Raw genomic sequence first — 21658 nt, 5'->3', positions numbered from 1 at the left:
GAGTGAGCAATGATCTTTCGATCCAACCAGTTTTGCGTGCTGTCTCAAGACAGTTTTATTCTTCTTGACTGGTTGCGGGACTTCTCCCGACGGCTACCCTTCTCCAAAAGAATCAGTTAGCTGCGCCTCCGCGATCTTGTTTTTGTTGTGCTGGAGTCGTTTCGTCTTGTTTTTATTGTGAGTGGTCGTGCTTGTTATTGTTGTTGTGCCAATAACAAAGCAGATGCCGTGCCAACTTTTGCGATTCCTTATTTTTCAAGGGCTTGCGAGGATTTGCCCTCGGGCGGCAGGCACAAAAAAGCCGGGTTTCCGTTACCGATGAACCCGGCTTTTGTTACGGAGCATGTCTCCGGTAACAGTGTGAAGGGTGTTACGAGTCGGCCGATGCGCCGGATTTGCGACGCGGGATGCCCAGGCGCTGGCGGCGTTCCCACAGGCATTTGCGGCTGATCCCCAGCTTGCGGGCCAGCTCGGTCTCGGTCATGTGGTCCTGATGCTCGAGGACGAAGTGCTGGAAGTAATCCTCCAGCGACAGGTCCTCGGTGGGCTCGTGGTTGCTGGCGCTGCCGTTGCTCGAGCGCAGGTCGCCGTCATCGCCGAAGTCGTCTTCCAGGTCATCCAGCTCGATGTCGATGCCCAGCAGGTCGGCGGGGATTTCCTGGCCTTCGCTGAGGATCACGGCGCGCTCGATGGCGTTTTCCAGCTCTCGTACGTTACCCGGCCATGGGTAGTGACGGATGGCCTGTTCGGCTTCGTGGGAGAAGGTCAGTGCCGGGCGCCCCATCTGGGAGCACTGGCGCGCCAGGAAGGAGCGCGCGATTTCCATCACGTCCGCGCCACGCTCGCGCAGCGGCGGCAGTTTCAGCGAGATGACGTGCAGGCGGTAATAGAGGTCTTCGCGGAACTGGCCGGTCTTGGCCAGCATCTTCAGGTCGCGGTGGGTCGCGGCGATCAAGCGTACATCGACCTTCTGCGATTGCACCGAGCCGACGCGGCGGATCTCGCCTTCCTGCAGCACGCGCAGCAGGCGCGCCTGGGCCTCGAGCGGCAGTTCGCCGATCTCGTCGAGGAACAGCGTGCCGCCATCGGCGGCTTCGACCAGCCCCGCACGGCCCGCGCTGGCGCCGGTGAAGGCGCCTTTCTCGTGGCCGAACAGTTCGGATTCGATCAGGGTTTCCGGGATCGCCGCGCAGTTCACCGAGATCAGTGGCGCCTTGGTGCGCCTGGACAGGTTGTGCAGCGCGCGGGCGACCAGTTCCTTGCCAGTGCCGGACTCACCCTGGATCAGCACATTGGAGTCGGTGGGCGCGACCTTGCGGATCTTGGTGTACAGCTCCTGCATCGGCGGGCAGGAACCGATGATGCCGATCTCGCCGTCCGCGGCGGCGGTGTTACCGCTACTGCGCTCCGCAGCCTTGGCGTTACCGCGGGTTTCGGCAGGAGCGTTACGGTTCTCCTGGCGATCCTTGAGGATGCGCGCCACGGCCTGGAGCATTTCGTCATGGTCGAATGGCTTGGCGATGTAGTCCACCGCGCCCATCTTCATCGAGTCCACCGCCGAGCGCAGGCTGGCGTAGCTGGTCATGATCAGCACCGGGGTGCCCTGGGCCAGCTTGATCAGCTCGGTACCGGGCGCGCCGGGCAGGCGCAGGTCGCTGACGATCATGTCGAAGGAGGGGATGCTGTAGCGCTCCTGGGCCTCCTGCACCGAACCGGCCTCGCTGACCTGGTACTGGTTCCGCTCGAGCAATCGTCGCAGGGCGGAACGGATGATGGTTTCGTCTTCGACGATGAGGATATGTGCCATGTATTCAGCTCTCTCGACGTGCTCGTTTACTGCTCGGCCGTCGGGCCAGGATGCCGCGGCAAGGTGACGCTGATGCGGGTTCCGCATTCGCGTTCGGGGTCAGCCGGGCTGTCTATGGTGATTTGCCCATAATGCTCTTCCACGATCGAATAGACCAGAGCGAGCCCCAGGCCGGTTCCTTTGCCCGGGTCCTTGGTGGTGAAGAACGGCTCGAACAGGCGGTCGATGATCGACTTGGGTATTCCGCTGCCTTCGTCCTCGACGATCAGGTCGATGGTCTGCTCGGACGCTTCGGTGCGCACGCGGATCGCGCCATTGGGCGGAGACGCGTCGCGGGCGTTGGACAGCAGGTTGATCAGAACCTGCGCCAGGCGCTGGGAGTCGCCTTCCACCCAGTGTTCCGGATCGCACAGGTTGAAGAACTGCACGTCGACGCTGCGCTTGTTCAGCGACAGCAGGCCGATGGCTTCCTGTGCGACGTCCGCCAGGCACACCGGCTCTGCTGCAACCTGTTTGCCACCGGCGTGGGCGAAGCTCATCAGCGACTGCACGATGCGCGACACCCGCTTGGTCTGCTCGAGGATCTGTCCGCTGATCTCGGTCAGCTCGCCATCGCCTTCGCGTTCTTCCCGCAGGTTCTGCGCCAGGCAGGCAATGCCGGTAATGGGGTTGCCGATCTCGTGGGCGACCCCGGCGGCCAGGCGGCCGATGGAGGCCAGGCGCTCGGAGTGGATCAGCTTGTCTTCCAGCGACTGGGTTTCGGTGAGGTCTTCGACCAGCAACACCAGGCCGCTGTTACCGGGCGCGAGCGGCTCCTCGATCGCCGCCTTGTGCAGGTTCAGCCAGCGGGTCTGGCCTTCGATGGACAGGCGCTGCTTGTGCAGGTGCTCGTCGGGCGCGTCGATGAAGCCTTCCAGCAGCCCGCGCCACGGTTCGGGCAGGGCGGCCAGGCGCGAGCCGACCACGCGCTGTGCGCTGACCCCGGTGAGTTCCTCGATGGCGCGGTTCCACATGAGGATTTCCTGGTCCTTGGCCAGCGAGCAGACGCCCATCGGCAGGTCCTGCAGGGTCTGGCGGTGATAGCGACGCAGGGTATCGAGTTCGGCGGCCAGGCCGGTAAGCCGGGAGTGGTAATCCTCCAGGCGGCTCTCGATGAAGTGGATGTCCTCGGTGACGTAAGCCTCGCTGCTGGCCTTGTAGGGCAGGAAGGTTTCCACCATGTCCTGCGCCACGCTCGGGCCCATCAGGCCGGAGAGGTTCGCCTCGATGCGGTCACGCAGGCGGCGCAGGGCATAGGGGCGGCGCTCGTCGAACGGCAGGTGCAGGTCGCGCAGGGCCTGTTCCACTTCGCGCTGGGCAGTCTTCGCACCCAGCGGCTTGGCCAGCTGACTGGCGAATTCCTGCGGGGACACGGCGATCAGTTCGCGGCGCTGTGGGCGGCGGACGTTATCCACGGCGCAGGCTTCGGCGGCGCCCTTTTCTTCATCGCTGGCTTCGGTGAACAGCGAGACCAGGGTGAACACCAGTACGTTGGCTGCCAGCGAGGCCAGTGCTGCGAGGTGCCACGTGGTGTCGTCGAGCACGTAGAGCGAATTGAACAGCGGCAGGTAAATGCTCTGCATGTTCGCGACCAGCGGGGTGAGCATGGTCGCGCCCCACACCAGCATGCCCGCGACCAGGCCGGCGATGAAGCCGCGGCGGTTGGCGGTCGGCCAGTAGAGCACGGCCAGCGCGCCGGGGAGGAACTGCAGGGTGGCGACGAAGGAGACGATGCCCAGGTTGGACAGGTCCTGCTCGGCGCCCAGCACCAGGTAGAAGGCATAGCCGGCCATGATGATGGCGGCGATCAGCGCGCGACGGGTCCACTTCAGCCAGCGGTAGATGTTGCCTTCGGCCGGCGGCTGGTAGAGCGGCAGCACCAGGTGGTTGAGCACCATGCCGGAGAGCGCCAGGGTCATCACGATGATCAGGCCGCTGGCGGCGGAGATGCCGCCGACGAAGGCGGTCAGCGCCAGCGCCGGGCTGTCCACCGAGATGCCCAGGCCGAGGGTGAAGTATTCCGGGTTGGTCGAGGCGCCCAGGTGCAGGCCGGCCCAGAGGATCGGTGGCACCGCCAGGCTCATCGGCAGGAGGAACAGCGGCAGGCCCCAGCTGGCGCTGAGCAGCGAGCGCGGGTTGAGGTTCTCGGTGAAGGTCATGTGGAACATGTGCGGCATCACGATGGCCGCGGCGAAGAACACCAGCAGCAGCGTGCGCCAGGGCCCTTCGGCCAGCGGAGTGTGCAGGGTGCTCAGGGCTTCCTGGTTCTGCAGCAGCCAGACTTCCAGGCCGTCCGGCCCGCCGAACACGCCGTAGAGGGCGAACAGGCCGATGGAGCAGAGCGCGATAAGCTTTACCAGCGATTCGAAGGCGATCGCCATCACCAGTCCCTCATGTCGCTCGCGGGTGGCGATGTGGCGCGCGCCGAAGAGGATGGCGAACAGCGTGATCAGCGCGCAGAACGCCAGCGCCGCCCGGTTGGGCTCGGATTCGCGGGTGAGGATGCTGATCGAGTCGGTCACCGCCTGGATCTGCAATGCCAGCATCGGCAGCACGCCGATCAGCATGAACAGGGTGGTCAGCGCGCCTGCCCAGGTGCTGCGGAAGCGGAAGGCGAACAGGTCGGCCAGCGAGGACAACTGGTAGGCCCGCGTGATGCGCAGGATCGGGTAGAGCAACACGGGGGCGAGCAGAAAGGCGCCGGAGACACCCAGGTAGATCGCCAGGAAGCCGTAGCCGTACTGGTAGGCCAGCCCGACGGTGCCATAGAAGGCCCAGGCGCTCGCGTACACGCCCAGTGACAGGGTGTAGATGAGTGGGTGGCGCACCAGCCGGCGGGGAATGAAGCCGCGCTCGGTAATCCAGGCGACGCCGAACAGGACCATCAGGTAGGAGGCGCTGATCAGAATCAGCTGGGTGAGGCTAAAGCTCGTCAGCATCGCGCTGGCTCTGCAGGATGAAGGTGACGACGATCAGGATCAGCCACAGCAGATACGGGCGGTACCAGGCGCCGTGGGGATCGATCCACCAGTCCATGATGGCCGGCGAGAACAGGTAGATGCCCACGACCAGGAGCAACACCAGTCGGTAGATGTACATGTCGTCTCTCTCTTGGTTCGGCGGGCAGGCTACCTGTGCGCACAGTCGCCGGCAAGCCGGCCGCCGGTGGGGACGGGTACAAGTCTAGAGCTGCGCGTCTTCCAGCGTCAGGCTGTGGGGGATGGCAGTGGCATCCCAGTGCGCGATGCCCCAGGCGAGCGCCTCGTGTGGCGTGGCCTGCAGCAGGTCGGCGGGAGGCATCTGGCCCAGCGCCTTCAGTGCGCGCACCAGCAGCGGGGCGGCCTGGGCGGCATCCAGCGGCGGCGAGCGGTAGGACTTGCCGAGCTTGTGGCCGTCGGGCTGGATGATCAGCGGCACGTGCAGGTAACGCGGCGCGGCGATGCCCAGCAGTTCCTGCAGGTAGAGCTGGCGAGGCGTGTTGTCGAGCAGGTCGGCGCCGCGAACGATGTCGGTTACACCCTGCCAGGCGTCGTCCAGCACTACAGCCAGTTGATAGGCGAACAGCCCGTCGCGGCGGCGGATGATGAAGTCGCCCACTTCGCGCCCGAGGTGCTGGTGGAACTCGCCCTGCAGGCGGTCGGTGAAGCGGTAGTCCAGCTCCGGCACGCGGATGCGGATGGCGACGTCACCGTGCCAGTCGTGCTGGGCGTTGCGGCAGGTGCCGGGGTAGATGCCGTTGCTGCCTTCGAGTTGCTTGCGCGAGCAGGTGCAGGCATAGGCCAGGCCGCTGCGCAGCCATTGCTCGACCTGGGCTGCGTAGACGTCGCCACGATCGCTCTGGCGTTCCACCGGGCCGTCCCATTCGAAGCCGTAGCGTTCGAGGGTCTCCAGGATGGCGGCCTGGGCGCCGGGCATTTCGCGTGGCGGGTCGAGGTCTTCCATGCGCACCAGCCACGTTCCACCGACGGCGCGCGCATCCAGGTAGGACGCGACGGCCGCTACCAGTGACCCGAAGTGCAGGTAGCCGCTGGGCGTGGGGGCGAAGCGGCCGACGTAGCGGGAGGCGGGCATGGAGGCTCTCTGCTGGAAAACCATCTATAGGGCACGGAAACGAAACGGGGCGCCGCAGCGCCCCGTTCGGGATCAACCAGGCTCAGGAGCCCAGCTGCTTTTCCTTGATTTCCGCCAGGGTCTTGCAGTCGATGCACAGGGTGGCGGTGGGGCGGGCTTCCAGACGGCGGATGCCGATCTCGACGCCGCAGGAATCGCACCAGCCGTAATCGTTGTCTTCGATCAGTTGCAGGGTCTCGTCGATCTTCTTGATCAGCTTGCGCTCGCGGTCGCGGGCGCGCAGCTCGAGGCTGAACTCTTCTTCCTGGCTGGCACGGTCGGCCGGGTCCGGGAAGTTCGCCGCTTCGTCCTGCATGTGGTGCACCGTGCGGTCCACTTCTTCCATCAGCTCAACTTTCCATTTGTTGAGGATGGAGGTGAAGTGCGCGCGCATGCGATCACTCATGTACTCCTCGCCCTTGGTTTCCTGGTAGGGCTCGAAGCCACGAATCAGTTGGCTGCTCTGTTGTTTTGCTTTGGTGGGCATGGATGACCGCCTCTCACTCTCGCTAATCCTCTCGCGGATGGTCCCTCTCCGGCACCGCCGGCCCCGCGCTCGCAAGCGGGCGAACTTACCAGAACGATTACCGGGACGCTACTCCCGGTTGTCGAGCCTGGCAGTGCCCGCACATACCTGATCGCCAGCTTGCCGACCCGCCAGTCACGGCCAGTGGGTTTGCCGGCAAACCGTCGCAGGATCGCTGGCGTTTGCCAGACGAAGCCTGCAAGTTCCCGGGCGCCGCGCCGTCTCTGCGCGGGCGCCCCAGTATTCATCAGTGGCCTGTTAGAATCCCGGCTCTGTCGCAAAGTTCGGAATATTCCATGGCCATCACCTTCAGTGCGCGCAGTCGCGCCATCGAACCCTTCCACGTCATGGCGCTGCTGGCGCGGGCCAACGAGCTGCAGGCCGCGGGCCACGACGTCATCCACCTGGAAATCGGCGAGCCGGACTTCACAACTGCCGCGCCCATTGTCGAGGCTGGGCAGAAGGCCCTGGCAAATGGTCACACGCGCTATACCGCCGCACGTGGCCTGCCGGCCTTGCGCGAGGCCATCGCCGGCTTCTATGCCCAGCGCTATGGCCTGTCGATCGATCCGCAACGCATTCTCGTCACGCCCGGCGGTTCCGGCGCCCTGCTGCTCGCCAGCAGCCTGCTGGTGGACCCGGGCAAGCACTGGCTGCTGGCCGATCCGGGCTACCCGTGCAATCGCCACTTCCTGCGCCTGGTGGAGGGCGCCGCGCAATTGGTGCCGGTTGGCCCGGAGAGCCGCTACCAGCTCACACCGGCGCTCATCGAGCGGCACTGGGATCAAGACAGTGTAGGCGCTCTGGCCGCTTCGCCGGCGAATCCTACGGGCACCCTGTTGCACAAGGATGAACTCGCGGCGCTGTCCTCCACCCTGAAGGCGCGCGGCGGTCATCTGGTGGTGGACGAGATCTACCACGGCCTGACCTATGGCGTGGATGCGCCCAGCGTGCTGGAGGTGGATGACGACGCCTTTGTCCTCAACAGTTTCTCCAAATATTTCGGCATGACCGGCTGGCGCCTGGGCTGGCTGGTGGCGCCGCAGGAAGCGGTGGGCGAGTTGGAGAAGTTGGCGCAGAACCTTTATATCAGTGCGCCGAGCATGGCCCAGCATGCCGCGCTGGCCTGTTTCGAGCCGGCGACTCTGGCGATCCTCGAAGAGCGCCGCGAAGCGTTCCGCCGTCGCCGCGACTACCTGCTGCCGGTGTTGCGCGAGTTGGGCTTCGGAATTGCCGTGGAGCCGGAGGGTGCCTTTTATCTGTACGCGGATATCAGTGCCTTCGGTGGCGACGCCTTCGCCTTCTGCCAGCACTTCATCGAGACCGAGCACGTCGCCTTCACGCCCGGCATTGACTTCGGGCGTTACCAGGCGTCGCACCACGTGCGCTTTGCCTACACCCAGAGCGTCGAACGCCTGCAGCAGGCGGTGGAGCGTATCGCCCGCGGCCTGAAGACCTGGCGGCCCTGATGCGCTTCGAGCCGGCGCTGATCGAGGCGCGCCTGATCAAACGCTACAAGCGCTTCCTGGCGGACATCGCGACCGTCAGCGGCGAGCAACTCACCATCCACTGCCCGAACACGGGCTCGATGCTCAACTGCATGAGCGAAGGTTGCCGCGTCTGGTTCAGCCGCTCCGACGATCCCCAGCGCAAGCTGCCGGGCACCTGGGAACTGGTGGAAACCCCGCAGGGCCGGCTGGCCTGCGTGAACACCGGACGCGCCAACCGGCTGGTGGAGGAGGCGCTGCTGGCTGGCACGGTGACCGAGCTGGCGGGCTTCGACGAACTACGCCGAGAAGTGGCCTACGGGCAGGAGAAGAGTCGCGCGGACTTCCGCCTGATGTACGCCAGCCAGCCGGTGTTCGTGGAGGTGAAGAGCGTGACGCTGGGCTTCGACGGCACCACGGTCGCCGCTTTCCCCGATGCCGTCACCCTGCGTGGGGCCAAGCACCTGCGCGAGCTGGCGACGCTGGCGCGCGAGGGCATGCGTGCGGTGCTGCTGTACGCAGTGAATCTCTCGGATATCGAGGCGGTGCGGCCGGCCATGGAAATCGACCCGGCTTACGCCTCGGCACTCGCTGAGGCACGCAACGCTGGCGTGGAAGTGCTGGCGTATGGAGCGCGGATCGATACCCGGGAGATTCGTCTGGAGCGGCCGTTGAAGGTGTTGTTGTAGGAGTGGCCCACGGGCCCGCTCCTACATTTCCAGCCAGATGCCCTGCTCGTCCTCCCGGCAGGGCAATGCCTCCAGCGCATCCCCCAGGCATGGCCCCTGGATGCACTCACCGGTCTCGATCAGGAACAGGGCGCCATGGTGGCCGCACTGCAACAGGCGGCCGCTGGAATCCAGGTACTGCTCGGCGTCGTAGCCCAACGGGATCTCCCGGTGCGGGCAACGGTTGTGGTAGGCGTAGACGCGGCCCTGGCGGCGCACGGCGAAGAGGTTCAGGCCAGCGGCCTTGAAGCCCCGGCTCTGGCCTTCGGCCAGGTCGTGCGGGGCGCAGAGCAGGATCATCCGGGGTCTTTCCATCCAGGTGCGGTATCAGGAGACAGGCATTATCCGCGCGGGGATGCTGACACCGGAAGAGGGTGCACTTCCGTGTGCTGAAGAGGGTGATCGGCGCTGGCTTGCCGGCGAAATCGGCGCCGACCTTAAGCCTCTCTGCAATCTAATGCAAATAATTATCAAATAGATTTCCTGGATTTCCTGTGGCAAGGTTCGTCCATGCTGCCGCCTAGCGGCTGGCCACCTTTCGAATGAGGAATTCTGCGATGACGACCCTGACTGCGCCGGCCTCCGAGCTGTACCGCGCCTGGCAAGCCCTGCGCGCCGAGAAACCGCGCCTGCGCGCCCGCGATGCCGCGCAACACCTGGCCGTGAGCGAAGCCGCACTGACGGCCAGCCGTCTGGGCGTGGATGCCGTGCGCCTGCGTACCGACTGGGCCGGGCTGCTGCCGGCACTGGGCGAGCTGGGCCAGATCATGGCGCTGACTCGCAACGAACATTGCGTGCACGAGCGCAAGGGGCCGTATCGCGACGTGACCGTGTCCGCCAATGGCCAGATGGGCCTGGTGGTGTCCCCGGACGTCGACCTGCGGCTGTTCCTCGGTGGCTGGGCCAGCGCCTTTGCGATCAGCGAGGAGACCGCCCGCGGCATCCAGCGCAGCATTCAGATTTTCGACCGCCAGGGCACTGCGGTACACAAGGTCTTCCTCACCGAGCACAGCGATCCTGCTGCCTGGGAGCCGCTGGTGCGCCGCTTCACCGCAGTCGAGCAGCGCGCCGAGCTCGATTTGGCCCCGCTGGAGCCCAGGGCCGCCGCGCTGGCCGATGGCGAGATCGATGTAGCCGCATTGCGAGAGGGCTGGGCCGCGTTGAAAGATACCCACCACTTCTTCGCCTTGCTCAAGCAGCACAAGGTCCAGCGTACCCAGGCGCTGCGCCTGGCCGGTCGCGAATGGGCCGAGCCGCTGGCCACCGCGGAACTGCCGCGCCTGCTGGAGGCGGCCGGGGCTACTCAATTGCCGATCATGCTCTTCGTCGGCAATGCCCACTGCATCCAGATCCACACCGGCACCGTGGAGAACCTCACGTGGATGGACGACTGGTTCAACGTCCTCGACCCGCTGTTCAACCTGCACCTGAAGACGCCAGGCGTGGTCGAGCTGTGGCGCGTGCGCAAGCCCAGCAGCGACGGCGTGATCACCAGTTGGGAAGCCTTCGACGCCACTGGCGAGCTGGTACTGCAGGTGTTCGGCGCGCGCAAGCCTGGAGTGCCGGAGCTGCAGGGCTGGCGCGAGCTTGCCGAATCCTTTCCGGCGCTCTGAGGATCGACTCATGAAGACTTCCATGACTGCCCGTGCGCTGCTCGCTGGTCTCTGCCTGACGGCCACCAGCGCGCTGGCCGATTCGCTGCCGCAGCGCTGGGTGAGCGCCGGTGGATCGCTGAGCGAATGGGTCGTCGCCCTGGGCGGCGAAAGCAAACTGGTAGGCGTCGACACCACCAGCCTGCACCCGGCATCCCTTCATGCGCTGCCGAAGATCGGCTACCAGCGGCAACTCGCCGCCGAAGGCATCCTTGCCTTGAGGCCGGACATCCTGCTGGGCAGTGAAGAGATGGGGCCGCCACCGGTGCTGCAACAACTGCGTGCTGCTGGCGTGCGAATCGAGACGCTCTCCGCCAAGGCTGACGAAAAGACCGTGCACGACACCATTCAGCGACTGGGCGAACTGCTCGGTGCGCCGGACAAGGCGAAGCAGGTCGAGGCGGACTTCGACGCACGCCTTGCGGCGCAGGGTGCCTGGGTGACGAGCGCCCAGTCCGCACAGGCTGTGCCCGGCGTCGTCCTGCTGGTCGGGCATGCCGGCGGCAACCTGCTGGTGGCCGGGCAGGACACCTCCGGCGACTGGCTGATCCAGCACGCTGGCGGCCGCAACCTGGCGACGCATACTGGTTACAAGACGTTATCGACCGAAGCGCTCACTGCGCTGAACCCACAGGTGGTGGTGCTCAGCGACCGTGCCCTGGAAGGCGACAAGGCCCGTGCCGCGCTGACCCAGCAGAACCCTGGCCTGGCTGCCACCAGCGCACTGCGTGAGGGCCGCGTGCTGGTGCTCGATCCGACCCTGCTGGTGGGTGGCCTCGGACCGCGAATCCCTGACGGACTGGCTAGCCTCTCCCGAGCCTTTTATCCTTCCGCGCAGGCCCTGAACACGGAAAGTCGTCCTTGACCCGGATCGTTACCGCTCGACCGCTGTTCCTGTCACTCGGTTTCCTTCTGCTGCTGGTCGTCTGGCTCTCACTGGCTCTCGGGCCGGTGAGCCTGCCGCTGGGCGACACCCTGCGCGCGCTGGCGCACATGGCTGGCCTGCCGGTGGCCGCCGATGGCCTTGGCCAGGCCGAACTGATCGTCGGGCAGATTCGTCTGCCGCGTACCTTGCTCGGCCTCGCAACCGGCAGCGTGCTGGCGCTCGCTGGCGTAGCGATGCAGGGGCTGTTCCGCAATCCGCTGGCCGATCCGGGCCTGATCGGCGTCTCCAGTGGTGCCGCGCTGGGCGCCGCGATTGCCATCGTCTTCGGCGCGTCCATCGGTGGACTGCCCGAGGCCTTCGCACCTTATCTGCTGTCCGCGTGCGCCTTTGCCGGCGGGCTGCTGGTCACGGCGCTGGTCTATCGCCTGGGGCGCCACAATGGCCAGACCAGCGTAGCGACCATGCTGCTGGCCGGCATTGCGCTGACGGCGCTGGCGGGCGCGCTGATCGGCCTGTTCACCTACCTCGCCGACGACGCCACGCTGCGCACGCTGACCTTCTGGAACCTCGGCAGCCTCAACGGCGCGAGCTATCCGCGACTGTGGCCGCTGCTGCTGATCACCCTGCTCGTGGCATGTTGGCTGCCGCGCCGGGTGAATGCGTTGAATGCATTGCTGCTGGGCGAATCCGAAGCGCGTCACCTGGGCTTCGATGTCGAGCGGCTGAAAGTCGAACTGATCCTCTGCACCGCGCTGGGCGTGGGGGCCGCCGTGGCTGCCGCCGGGATGATCGGCTTCATCGGCCTGGTGGTGCCGCACCTGCTGCGCCTGATCGTCGGCCCGGATCACCGTGTGCTGCTGCCCGCCTCAATGTTCGGTGGCGCGATTCTCCTGTTGCTCGCCGACCTGATCGCACGGCTGGCGCTGGCGCCGGCGGAGCTGCCGATCGGTATCGTCACCGCGCTGATTGGCGCGCCGTTCTTCCTCTACCTGCTGATCCGGGGGCGTTCCTGATGCTGTGCGCAGACAAGCTGCTGGTGAGGCGCGGCGCCCAGACCGTCCTGCAGGAGGTGAGCCTGACGCTGCAGCCGGGCGAAGTGCTCGGGGTGCTGGGCCCGAACGGTGCGGGCAAGAGCACGCTGCTCGGGGCCATGAACGGCGAGCTGCCGTTGGCCGGTGGTTCGGTAAGCCTCGACGGTCGACCGCTGGCGTCCTGGCAGGGCAACGAACGCGCTCGCCGGCTGGCCGTATTGCCCCAATCGTCTTCGCTGAATTTTGCGTTTCCCGTCGAGGCGGTGGTGGGTTTCGGGCGATTGCCCCACGACAGTGGTCGTCAGCGCGACGAGGAAATCATCCGTGACGCCATGGCTGCCGCCGACGCCTCGCACCTGGCGGGGCGCAGTTACCTCGCGCTGTCCGGCGGCGAACGCCAGCGGGTGCATCTCGCGCGGGTATTGGCACAGCTCTGGCCCGGCGGACCGGAGCAAGTGTTGCTTCTGGACGAGCCGACGTCGGCGCTCGATCCGCTGCACCAGCACACCACTCTGCAGGCCGTGCGTGATTTTGCCGGGCGTGGCGCAGCGGTGCTGGTCATCCTGCACGACCTGAACCTCGCGGCGCGATACTGTGATCGTCTGCTGTTACTGCACGCGTCGCGCGCGCATCTGCTCGGCACGCCCCGCGAGGTGTTACAGGCCGAGCCGCTGCGCACCGTCTTCGGCCTCGATGTGCTGGTGCAGGAGCATCCGGAGCGCGGTCATCCGCTGATCATCGCGCGCTGAAAGGAGTCGCCATGAAAAAAGTCCTGCTCGTTCCGTTTCTGGCATTGCTCGCTGCCTGCCAGAGCCAGGTTGCGGCTCCGACGCTGCCTGTCTGGCAGAGTCCGGAGGGGCGCGACAGCGTCGATCTGGGCGTGATCCGCGACCTGCGCAGCGGCGAACAGCTTTCGCCGGCGCAATTGCTCGACCGTCTCGCCGTCGCGCCGCGGGTGATCGTCGGCGAACAGCACGATAACCCCGATCACCATGCGCTCGAGCTTTGGCTGGTGCGTGCCCTGGCCGAGCGCCGTCCGACTGGCAGCGTGTTGCTGGAGATGCTCAACCCCGACCAGCAGGATGCGGTGACTGCAACCCAGGCTGCTGCGGCTAGTGGCGCGTTGCCTACCGACCTGATCGGCGCGCTGCATTGGCAGGCAGGTTGGGACTGGTCGCAGTACGGCCCGCTGCTGACCTGGCTGCTGAAGCAGCCGGCGCCCTTGTTGGCGGCCAATCTGGATCGCAGCGAGATCATGGACATCTATCGGAGCAAGCCCGAGCTGCAAGGTACGGCCTCGACGGCAGCTGCCGTGCGAGACGCGCTGTTGGAGGATATCCGTGATTCCCACTGTGGCCTGCTGCCGGACAGTCAGCTGCCGGCGATGCTCGCGGTGCAACAGCAACGAGACCGACGCATGGCCGAACGCTTCAAGGCGGCGCCTGAACCTTCGGTGCTGATTGCCGGCGGCTTCCACGCACGGCGAGACCTGGGCGTTCCATTGCACCTGAAGGACATAGGGGGCGCGCAAGGGCTCGAGGTGGTGATGCTGGTGGAGGTCGGCAAGGCTGTCGCGCCGGCTCAGGCCGACTATGCGTGGTACACGCCGGCACAACCACCGACCGATTACTGCGCGCAGATGCGTGGCAAGATGTGAAAGGGCCGAAAGGCCCTTTTTCATTGGCGCACCAGGAGGCTGCAGCAGAAGTCGCGGGCAAAAAAAGACCCGGCAAAGTGCCGGGTCCAAACCGTGATTAGCCTGATGAGGAGATAATCTGAAGAGCCCGACTGCGTGGTCTCTCTAGCTTATCCAACTGGCCTCGCAGCCAGTGGTTGTAATAATAACCATTATCATTTGAGAGTCAACACCTTTTCTTCGAATGAGCCGAAGTTTTTTCGCTGGCCAGGAAAGCGGGGTGCGAAGGAAAAAATCGAGGCAAAAAAAGACCCGGCAAAGTGCCGGGTCGAAACCGTGATTAGCCTGATGAGGAGATAATCTGAAGAGTCCGACTGCGTGGTCTCTTGAGGTTATCGATCTGGCCTCGCGACCAGATGACTCAATAATAATCATTATCATTTGAGAGTCAACCTCTTTTCTGCGAATTTTTTCTCGCCTGCGAAGCACCGTCAGCGCAAACGAAAAAGCCCGGCGCTGGGCCGGGCTTTTCGCGGGAAAGCGGATCAGTCGGCCTGGCGTTGCAGGCGCAGCTGGGTCACTTCCTTGTTCAGCAGGTCGATGCGTCGTGCCATGCCTTCGATGAGGCTGTGGGCGATGCGCGGGTTGCTCTGCATCAGGCTGAGGAACTGGTCCTTCGGGATCACCATCACCGTGCACGGCTCGCTGGCAATCACCGAGGCGCTGCGTTTCTCGCGGGTGAACACGGCCATGGCGCCGAAGATTTCATCCTTCTGCACATCACCGACCTTCTGACCGTCGACGAACGCTTCGGCGTGGCCCTCGATGATGATGAATACGTGCTCGGCGTCGTCACCCTGCTGGATCAGCTGGGCGCCTGCAGCGAAGTGCTGGAAGCCGGTGGCCGGTCGAATCTCCGGTTGCTTGAGGTGCGCCAGGGCATCCGACAACAGCGCGGTGTGCCCGATCAGGTAGTGCAGGAACTGCTCCTGGCGCTGCTCGTTGCTGTGGATATGCCGGAACACTTCGCTGCGCGAATAAGGGATCAGGCACAGCGGCTCTTCGCTGACGTAGCGGCAGGGCGGAAGCTCGATACCCTGGCGCAGGCCGACGAGGTCGCCTTCCTGCAGATAGAACAGCGGGCGCTCGTCCACCAGCGCGTGGACCAGTCCGTTTTCGATGAGGAACAGGTGCTTGCCGGGCAGCTCGCCTTCGAGGTCGTCGGAACGCTCCAGGCGAATGGCTTCGCCGGCGGGTTCCAGGCCGGCAAGCAATTGCGCCGGAATGCCCTGCAGGCGATTGATTAGTCGATCGGCGTAAGCAGGTTGTTCACCGAGTAGGTACATGGCCGTAATTCCTTGATATGGCGACGGTCGAGGGCGCACGAAGGGCCCTGAAACCATAAGCGGACAGGCACCTTGCGTAAACATTTTCACACAGAGCTTGTGAGCTAGCTCTTGTTACGTGCAGGAAATGTCTCAAGCTCGCCAAGAAGAGCGGCCTTATGCGCGGGCGGAAGGTCATTCCAGTGCACATCCAGCAGCGCGCCCTCGATGGCATAGAGCAGCACTTTCGACGCGCGGAAGCCGCGGGCGCGCACGGCCCGGTAGGCGCCAACCGCCCCCAGGCGGCGCAGGTCGCTGGCGCTGTGAATGCCCACGGCATGCAGCCATTGGGCGGAGGTCTTGCCGAGGTTCTTCAGGTGCAGCAGTTCGTCGTTCATCGTCTGTCCTTGCGATGGGCGCGATGGGTGTCAGGTCTTGAAGGGGCCGAGAACTGCTCGTAGCGGCCGGACACTCAGAGGGAAGTGTAGCGGTGACTGGGAAAAACGTGGCTTTGTGACATCGTCGAGAATGCGGGGCAGGACGATGTCGTCGTTTGCGGCGGGCTGTGCGGCCTGACTATCGGCCGGAAGCCGCCGTTTGGGGCGATTTCCGGCCGGCAGGCGGGGATCAGAGGCCCGGCAGGCGCTGGCGGATGCTGGCGACCAGGGCATCGAGGCTGGCGGCGTCCGGCGTATCGACGCGCTTGCTGTGCTGCTGCTCCTCGGCGCTGATGGCATCGCGGTTGGCCTGCTGTGCCTGGAGCACTTCCAGGGTTGCGTCGGAAGGGTCTTTGCCTTCGCTCTGGCGCTGAGCCAGCCAGCCGGCGATCACGGCATCCGGTGCGTGGCAGTCGAGGATCAGGAAGGGCACGCCGGTTTCTTCGGCGATCTCCCAGGCCGCGGCGCGCTGCTCGCGCTTGAGGAAGGTGGCGTCCAGCACGACCGGGTAGCCGGCGCGGAGGATGTCGACCGCCAGTTCGTTCAGGCGCTGGTAGGTGGCGAGGGTGGCGTCGGCGTCATAGATGCCTTCCTTGAGCTGGCCTTGCTGCTCGGGATCCTGCTCGCCGAACAGGCGCTTGCGCTCTACGTCCGAGCGCAGGCGAACGGCGCCGAGCGCTTCCACGAGGCGCAGCGCGACCTGGCTCTTGCCGACGGCGGACACGCCGACGGTGACGGCCAGGAAGCGCGACGGAATGGCGCTGTAGCTTTCCGCCAGGTTGGCGTAATTGCGGTACTGGCGCAGGGTCGCGGCCTTCTGCACGGCATCGGTCTGGTGAGCCAGGCTGAACAGCGCGATCTTGGCGCGGACCAGGGCGCGGTAGGCCTTGTAGAAGTTCAGCAGGGCCAGGGACTGGTAGTCGCCGGTGTATTCCAGGTACTGGCTGACGAAACGTCGCGACAGGCACTTCAGGCCACGGTCTTCCAGGTCCATGGCGAGGAAGGCGTAGTCGGCAGTGACGTCGGTGAAGCGGAACGGTTCGTTGAACTCGATGCAGTCGAAGAGCACGACCGTGCCGTCGATGATCGCGGCATTACCCAGGTGAATGTCACCGTGGCACTCGCGGATGAAGCCGTTCGCCTTGCGTTGCTCGAACACGCTGTGCAGGCGCTCGAAGCTGGACTCGGCCCACGCTTCCAGGGCGTCGAGCTGTTGCAGGTCGGCCTTGTCGGAGAGCATCGGGCGGATCTGCTCGAAGTTCTGACGCACCGGTGCCATGCAGGCTTCCGGTGTGCCCAGCGGGTGCTCGGTGGCGACGACCGGGGTGCGCAGGTGGAAGTCGGCGATCTGCTTGGCCAGGCCGTCGATGTGCTCGGCGCTGAGTTCGCCACGGGCCTGTACTTCGCTGAGCAGCTGGCTCTGCGGGAATTCACGGCACTGGAGCATGTACTCGATGGCCGGGCCCTCGCCGTTGAGCTGCGGAGCGGACTCGCTGCCGGTGATGGCGATCACGTCGAGGTACAGGCCGTCGGTGAGGCGCTGGTTCAGGCGCAGTTCTTCTTCGCAGAAGTGCTTGCGCTTGGCGAGGTCGGTGAAGTCGAGGAAGCCGAAGTTCACCGGCTTCTTGATCTTGTAGACGTAGGAGCCAGTGAGCAGCACCCAGGAAATGTGGGTTTCGATGACCCGGAACCCTTCGACCGGATGGGGGAAGAGGGCGGGATTCTGCAGGGCTGCGAGTAGAGTCTGGCTCACGTGATGTCCTTTCCGATCGAATTTCTGAAGGCAGGCATTATGGCGGCTGGGTCGGCGGGTGCAAACTCCGCAGCCGGCCGGCAACCAAATGGCCATCGTGGGGTCATAGCTCGGCGACTGCCTGATTCGTGAGATGCGCGGCAGTTCGCATCAGCCCGGATGCCGCTGGAGCGGCGTCTGTCTCCTGTGGATAAAGTACGTATAATGCGCCGCCATGACGCGTCCCCGATCTTCCAAATCCCGTAAAAAAAGCGGCAAATCGTCGCCTGCCATGCGCAAGTGGCTGGGCTGGGCTCTCAAGCTCGGTCTGGTTGGCGTGGTGGTGCTGGCCGGTTTTGCCGTGTACCTCGATGCGGTTGTGCAGGAGAAGTTCTCCGGCAAGCGCTGGACCATTCCCGCCAAGGTATACGCCCGGCCGCTGGAACTGTTCGTCGGCCTGAAGCTGGGCAAGGACGACTTCCTGCGCGAGCTGGATGCCCTGGGCTATCGCCGTGAAGCCTCGGTCGCAGGGCCTGGCGCTGTCGCGGTGTCCGGCAATGCCGTCGACCTCAATACCCGCGGTTTCCAGTTCTACGAAGGCGCCGAGCCCGCGCAGCGGATTCGCGTGCGCTTCTCCGGCGACTACGTGGCCGGGCTGAGCCGTGCCAACGGCGGCGACCTGGCTGTTGCGCGCATGGAGCCGCTGCTGATCGGTGGCCTGTACCCGGCGCACAACGAAGACCGCATCCTGATCAAACTCGACCAGGTGCCGCCATACCTGATCGATACCCTGGTCGCCGTGGAAGACCGCGACTTCTGGACTCACCATGGGGTTTCGATCAAGTCGATCGCCCGCGCCGTCTGGGTCAACGCCAGTGCGGGCCAGTTGCGCCAGGGTGGCAGTACCCTGACCCAGCAGTTGGTGAAGAATTTCTTCCTGACCAACGAGCGCAGCCTGTCGCGCAAGCTCACCGAAGCGATGATGGCGGTGTTGCTGGAGCTGCATTACGACAAGCGCGAAATCCTCGAGGGTTACCTCAACGAGGTGTTCCTCGGCCAGGATGGTCAGCGCTCGGTGAACGGTTTCGGCCTCGCCAGCCAGTACTTCTTCAGCCAGCCGCTGTCGGAGCTCAAGCTGCCGCAAGTGGCGCTGCTGGTCGGCATGGTGAAGGGGCCGTCCTATTACAACCCGCGCCGCAACCCGGAGCGCGCACTGGAGCGCCGTAACGTGGTGCTCGACGTGCTCGCCGAGCAGGGCGTGATCACTGCCGATGAAGCGGCGGCCGCCAAACAGGCGCCGCTGGGCGTGACCCGTCAGGGCAGCATGGCCAACAGCTCCTACCCGGCGTTCCTCGACCTGGTGAAGCGCCAGTTGCGCGAGGATTACCGCGACGAGGACCTGACTGAGGAGGGTCTGCGCATTTTTACCAGCTTCGACCCGATCCTGCAGATGAAGGCAGAGTCTGCCGTCAGCGAAACCTTCAAGCGCCTCGAGGGCCGCAAGGGTGTCGCCGAGACCGAAACTGCGATGGTCGTGACCAACCCCGAAACCGGTGAGATCCAGGCGCTGCTCGGCAGCCGTGACCCGCGTTTCGCTGGCTTCAACCGCGCCGTCGATGCGGTGCGTCCGATCGGTTCGCTGGTCAAGCCCGCGGTCTATCTGACAGCGCTGGAGCGTCCAAGCCAGTACACCCTGACCAGCTATATCCAGGACGAGCCGTTCCAGGTGAAGGGCAAGGATGGCCAGGTATGGACGCCGAAGAACTACGAAGGCACGGCCAACGGTACGATCTTCCTCTATCAGGGGCTGGCCCGTTCGCTGAACCTGTCCACGGCCAGGCTGGGCCTCGACCTGGGCGTGCCGAACGTGCTGAAGACCCTGGAGCGCCTGGGTGTGTCGCCGAACTGGCCGGCCTATCCGTCGATGCTGCTGGGTGCGGGTGCGCTGAGCCCGATGCAGGTTGCGACCATGTACCAGACCATCGCCAGCGGCGGCTTCAATACCCCGCTGCGGAGTATCCGCAGTGTACTGGCCGCCGACGGACAGCCGCTCAAGCGTTATCCGTTCCAGGTCGAGCAGCGTTTCGATCCCGGCTCCATCTACCTGCTCCAGAGCGCGATGCAACGCGTAATGCGCGAGGGTACCGGGCGTTCGGTGTACAACCAGCTGCCGGCGTCCCTGACCTTGGCGGGCAAGACTGGCACCACCAACGACTCCCGCGACAGCTGGTTCTCCGGTTTCGGTCAGGACCTGCTGGCGGTGGTCTGGATCGGTCGCGACGATAACGGCAAGACGCCGCTGACCGGCGCGACCGGCGCACTGCAGATCTGGACCAGCTTCATGCGCAAGGCCAATCCCGCGCCGCTGGATATGCCGATGCCGGATAACGTCGTGCAGGCCTGGGTCGATCCGCATACCGGGCAGGGCACTGATGCCAACTGCCCCGGTGCGGTGCAGATGCCTTATATTCGAGGAAGCGAACCTGCGCCCGGCGCGGGTTGCGGAAACCAGACGCCGGCCGGCGAAGTCATGGACTGGGTGCGCGGCTGGTTGAACTGATGCAAGAGGATTGGCAGTGAGAAAAGCTTGGTTTGCAGCGTCGGCGACTCTGGCGCTTCTGTCCGGTTGTGCGTCTCCGCAGCACGGTGCGATTCCCGTGCAGGACTCCGGTACCTCCGTCTCCAACTCGGAGCGTGTCGGCCGCGCCGGCAGCAATACGCAGGCGCCGGTTCGTGCTGGCGCGGGCCAGAGCATCCCGCAGGGTGATTCCGGTGTGACCGTGATGGTCCCGCAGGATGCCGGTATGGCACCGATTCAGACCTTCCCGGCGCAGACGGGCGCCGCGCCGATCAGTACGACGCCGATGACCTCGGCGCCGGGCGCTACCGGCTCGACCTACTCGTCGCAACAGCCGATCTCCACCAGTGGCGGCATCACGTCTAATGGTGGGTTCCAGTCGCAGACCTACCAGCAGCCGGTGTACCAGAACCAGCAGGCCGCCCCGGCGAGCCAGGGCAGTACCTACCAGGGGCCGTCCGGGATTCCGTCGAGCAACGCCGGCCTGTCGGCGGACGAGCAACTGGATGGTCCGGTGCTGGCGCTGCTGACCTCCGCCTCGCAACAGCAGGGTGGCGGTGACCTGAATGGCGCTGCCGCCAGCCTGGAGCGCGCCCAGCGCATCGCTCCGCGCGAGCCGCAGGTGCTCTACAAGCTGGCCCAGGTTCGCCTGGCTCAGGGCGATGCCGCGCAAGCCGAACAGGTGGCGCTGCGCGGCCTGTCGCTGGCCAACGGTCGCCCGACCATGCAGGCCAGCCTGTGGGACCTGATCGCCAAGTGCCGTGACCAGCAGGGCAATGCAGCCGGTGCCGCCGAAGCACGTCAGAAAGCCAAGGTGACCCTGTAATGGACGCACGTGTGCTGGCCGTTGCGGATCAACTGCTGCTGATCGAGCGGGAGATGCGTGCGATCGGACTGTGGGGAAGTGAAAGCCCGTCGACGGACAGGCTTTCCAGCGTCGAGCCGTTCTGCGTGGATACGCTGGCGCTCGAGGAGTGGCTGCAGTGGATCTTCCTGCCACGGATGAAACTGATCATCGAGAGTGGCGCGGACCTGCCCAGTGCCTCGGGCATCCGCGCCATCGCGGAAATGGCTTACGCCAGTGAGGGCGCGCGAGTGACAGCGCTGCTGGATGCCCTTGGCGCCTTCGATCAACTGATCAGCCCGACGCCCTGAGGGGCGTCAGTTGCAGTTTTCGCGCAGGCTCTTCTCGCTGGTGGCGATCCGCCCCTGGCGTTCTTCTTCGGTGATCCGCCGCAGATCGCCATTACCGTCGTCCACCCGGATGCGCGGGTTGTTCTTCAGCTGGGCCAGGTCGGTGCGCAGCTTGTCGCATTGCTGAACGCGCTCGGCCTCCTGCTGCGCCACTTCCTGGCGCACTTTCTCGTCGGCAGCCTTCTGCTTCTCGTCCGTGCTGGGTGGTAGCGCCGGCTTGGCGGCAGCGGGTGGCGGGAAGTTGCTGGCCTTGGGCGGGGCAGTATTGGTGTTGACGGCGGCGGCGTCAGTGCCTTCCGGCGGCTGGGCGCCGAAGTGGGTGATGCCCTGGGCGTCGACCCATTTGTAGACCTGCGCGGCCATCACGGTCGGGGCCAGTGCGAGCAGCAGGCTGCCCATGAAAATCGTCCGTCGCATGCGTTGTCGATCCTTGGGATGCGGAGTCTGTCGGTAACTATAACCAAAACGTGCGCTTATTCACTCTGAGAAA

20 protein-coding genes are annotated in these 21658 nt (G+C 65.2%); 10 read left to right on the top strand and 10 right to left on the bottom strand.

The features are described 5' to 3' along the window. Nucleotides 1-370 precede the first annotated feature (370 nt). The 5 genes from AC1ZV1_RS25710 to dksA all read right to left on the bottom strand — a co-directional run bounded on the left by AC1ZV1_RS25710 (nucleotide 371) and on the right by dksA (nucleotide 6443). Nucleotides 371-1807, bottom strand: a complete 1437-nt coding sequence (locus AC1ZV1_RS25710) for a sigma-54-dependent transcriptional regulator (protein WP_484294218.1) — start codon at nucleotides 1805-1807, stop codon at nucleotides 371-373. Nucleotides 1808-1833: 26 nt separating this feature from the next. Beyond that, nucleotides 1834-4785, bottom strand: a complete 2952-nt coding sequence (locus tag AC1ZV1_RS25705; RefSeq protein ID WP_484294217.1) for a sensor histidine kinase — start codon at nucleotides 4783-4785, stop codon at nucleotides 1834-1836. Continuing rightward, complete coding sequence (locus AC1ZV1_RS25700; RefSeq protein WP_015478907.1) at nucleotides 4769-4945, bottom strand: hypothetical protein; 177 nt, start codon at nucleotides 4943-4945, stop codon at nucleotides 4769-4771. The genes AC1ZV1_RS25705 and AC1ZV1_RS25700 overlap by 17 nt, the downstream gene beginning before the upstream one ends. 84 nt (nucleotides 4946-5029) lie before the next feature. Further along, nucleotides 5030-5917: a tRNA glutamyl-Q(34) synthetase GluQRS gene (gluQRS, locus tag AC1ZV1_RS25695; RefSeq protein ID WP_484294216.1), complete on the bottom strand. Its 888-nt coding sequence runs from the start codon at nucleotides 5915-5917 to the stop codon at nucleotides 5030-5032. A gap of 82 nt (nucleotides 5918-5999) precedes the next feature. After that, nucleotides 6000-6443, bottom strand: a complete 444-nt coding sequence (gene dksA / locus AC1ZV1_RS25690; protein ID WP_015478905.1) for an RNA polymerase-binding protein DksA — start codon at nucleotides 6441-6443, stop codon at nucleotides 6000-6002. Between the two features lie 335 nt (nucleotides 6444-6778). Here dksA and AC1ZV1_RS25685 point away from each other — a divergent pair, with 335 nt between their 5' ends. Together AC1ZV1_RS25685 and sfsA are read left to right on the top strand one after the other, a co-directional pair. Continuing rightward, nucleotides 6779-7951 carry a pyridoxal phosphate-dependent aminotransferase gene (locus AC1ZV1_RS25685; protein ID WP_484294215.1) on the top strand — a complete coding sequence of 391 codons (1173 nt, stop codon included), beginning with the start codon at nucleotides 6779-6781 and terminating at the stop codon, nucleotides 7949-7951. Then, on the top strand, nucleotides 7951-8658 hold the full coding sequence (gene sfsA / locus AC1ZV1_RS25680; RefSeq protein WP_484294214.1) for a DNA/RNA nuclease SfsA: 708 nt from the start codon (nucleotides 7951-7953) through the stop codon (nucleotides 8656-8658). Before AC1ZV1_RS25685 ends, sfsA begins: the two co-directional genes overlap by 1 nt. A gap of 21 nt (nucleotides 8659-8679) precedes the next feature. Here sfsA and AC1ZV1_RS25675 read toward each other — a convergent pair whose 3' ends face one another. Continuing rightward, entirely contained in the window at nucleotides 8680-8997 is a 318-nt protein-coding gene (locus AC1ZV1_RS25675; protein WP_484294213.1) for a Rieske (2Fe-2S) protein, read from the bottom strand. Between the two features lie 257 nt (nucleotides 8998-9254). On the opposite strand from AC1ZV1_RS25675, the gene AC1ZV1_RS25670 reads away from it, so the two are divergent. Genes AC1ZV1_RS25670 through AC1ZV1_RS25650 form a run of 5 tightly spaced genes read left to right on the top strand, consistent with a single transcriptional unit; the run spans nucleotide 9255 to nucleotide 13923 of the window. Next, nucleotides 9255-10310: a hemin-degrading factor gene (locus AC1ZV1_RS25670; protein ID WP_484294212.1), complete on the top strand. Its 1056-nt coding sequence runs from the start codon at nucleotides 9255-9257 to the stop codon at nucleotides 10308-10310. Between the two features lie 10 nt (nucleotides 10311-10320). Then, nucleotides 10321-11214: a heme/hemin ABC transporter substrate-binding protein gene (locus AC1ZV1_RS25665; RefSeq protein ID WP_484294211.1), complete on the top strand. Its 894-nt coding sequence runs from the start codon at nucleotides 10321-10323 to the stop codon at nucleotides 11212-11214. Between the two features lie 50 nt (nucleotides 11215-11264). Continuing rightward, nucleotides 11265-12248, top strand: a complete 984-nt coding sequence (locus AC1ZV1_RS25660) for a FecCD family ABC transporter permease (RefSeq protein WP_484297640.1) — start codon at nucleotides 11265-11267, stop codon at nucleotides 12246-12248. Beyond that, nucleotides 12248-13015 carry a heme ABC transporter ATP-binding protein gene (locus tag AC1ZV1_RS25655; RefSeq protein ID WP_484294210.1) on the top strand — a complete coding sequence of 256 codons (768 nt, stop codon included), beginning with the start codon at nucleotides 12248-12250 and terminating at the stop codon, nucleotides 13013-13015. Before AC1ZV1_RS25660 ends, AC1ZV1_RS25655 begins: the two co-directional genes overlap by 1 nt. A gap of 11 nt (nucleotides 13016-13026) precedes the next feature. Continuing rightward, nucleotides 13027-13923 (top strand): ChaN family lipoprotein, encoded by an 897-nt coding sequence (locus tag AC1ZV1_RS25650; RefSeq protein ID WP_484294209.1) that lies wholly within the window; start codon nucleotides 13027-13029, stop codon nucleotides 13921-13923. 524 nt (nucleotides 13924-14447) lie between these two features. Here AC1ZV1_RS25650 and AC1ZV1_RS25645 read toward each other — a convergent pair. From AC1ZV1_RS25645 to AC1ZV1_RS25635, 3 genes are all read right to left on the bottom strand, one after another. Next, a complete protein-coding gene (locus tag AC1ZV1_RS25645; protein ID WP_484294208.1) occupies nucleotides 14448-15248 on the bottom strand; it encodes a cyclic nucleotide-binding domain-containing protein in 801 nt (266 codons plus the stop codon). 104 nt (nucleotides 15249-15352) lie between these two features. Then, a complete protein-coding gene (locus AC1ZV1_RS25640; RefSeq protein WP_045216847.1) occupies nucleotides 15353-15625 on the bottom strand; it encodes a TfoX/Sxy family protein in 273 nt (90 codons plus the stop codon). A gap of 229 nt (nucleotides 15626-15854) precedes the next feature. After that, nucleotides 15855-17417 carry a bifunctional aminoglycoside phosphotransferase/ATP-binding protein gene (locus AC1ZV1_RS25635; protein WP_484294207.1) on the bottom strand — a complete coding sequence of 521 codons (1563 nt, stop codon included), beginning with the start codon at nucleotides 17415-17417 and terminating at the stop codon, nucleotides 15855-15857. 214 nt (nucleotides 17418-17631) lie between these two features. Between AC1ZV1_RS25635 and mrcB the strand changes: the two genes are divergently transcribed. Genes mrcB through AC1ZV1_RS25620 form a run of 3 tightly spaced genes read left to right on the top strand, consistent with a single transcriptional unit; the run spans nucleotide 17632 to nucleotide 21129 of the window. After that, the gene (mrcB, locus tag AC1ZV1_RS25630; protein WP_484294206.1) at nucleotides 17632-19956 is read left to right on the top strand and encodes a penicillin-binding protein 1B; all 2325 of its coding nucleotides are present in this window, start codon (nucleotides 17632-17634) and stop codon (nucleotides 19954-19956) included. Nucleotides 19957-19972: 16 nt separating this feature from the next. Next, nucleotides 19973-20800 carry a tetratricopeptide repeat protein gene (locus tag AC1ZV1_RS25625; protein WP_484294205.1) on the top strand — a complete coding sequence of 276 codons (828 nt, stop codon included), beginning with the start codon at nucleotides 19973-19975 and terminating at the stop codon, nucleotides 20798-20800. Continuing rightward, nucleotides 20800-21129, top strand: a complete 330-nt coding sequence (locus tag AC1ZV1_RS25620; protein ID WP_484294204.1) for a YqcC family protein — start codon at nucleotides 20800-20802, stop codon at nucleotides 21127-21129. Before AC1ZV1_RS25625 ends, AC1ZV1_RS25620 begins: the two co-directional genes overlap by 1 nt. 6 nt (nucleotides 21130-21135) lie before the next feature. Here AC1ZV1_RS25620 and AC1ZV1_RS25615 read toward each other — a convergent pair whose 3' ends face one another. Further along, the gene (locus AC1ZV1_RS25615; protein ID WP_484294203.1) at nucleotides 21136-21585 is read right to left on the bottom strand and encodes a DUF4124 domain-containing protein; all 450 of its coding nucleotides are present in this window, start codon (nucleotides 21583-21585) and stop codon (nucleotides 21136-21138) included. Between the last annotated feature and the right edge of the window lie 73 nt (nucleotides 21586-21658).

The organism is Pseudomonas sp. BB438 (genome assembly GCF_057180225.1).
This window is presented reverse-complemented; position numbering and strand designations above follow the sequence as displayed.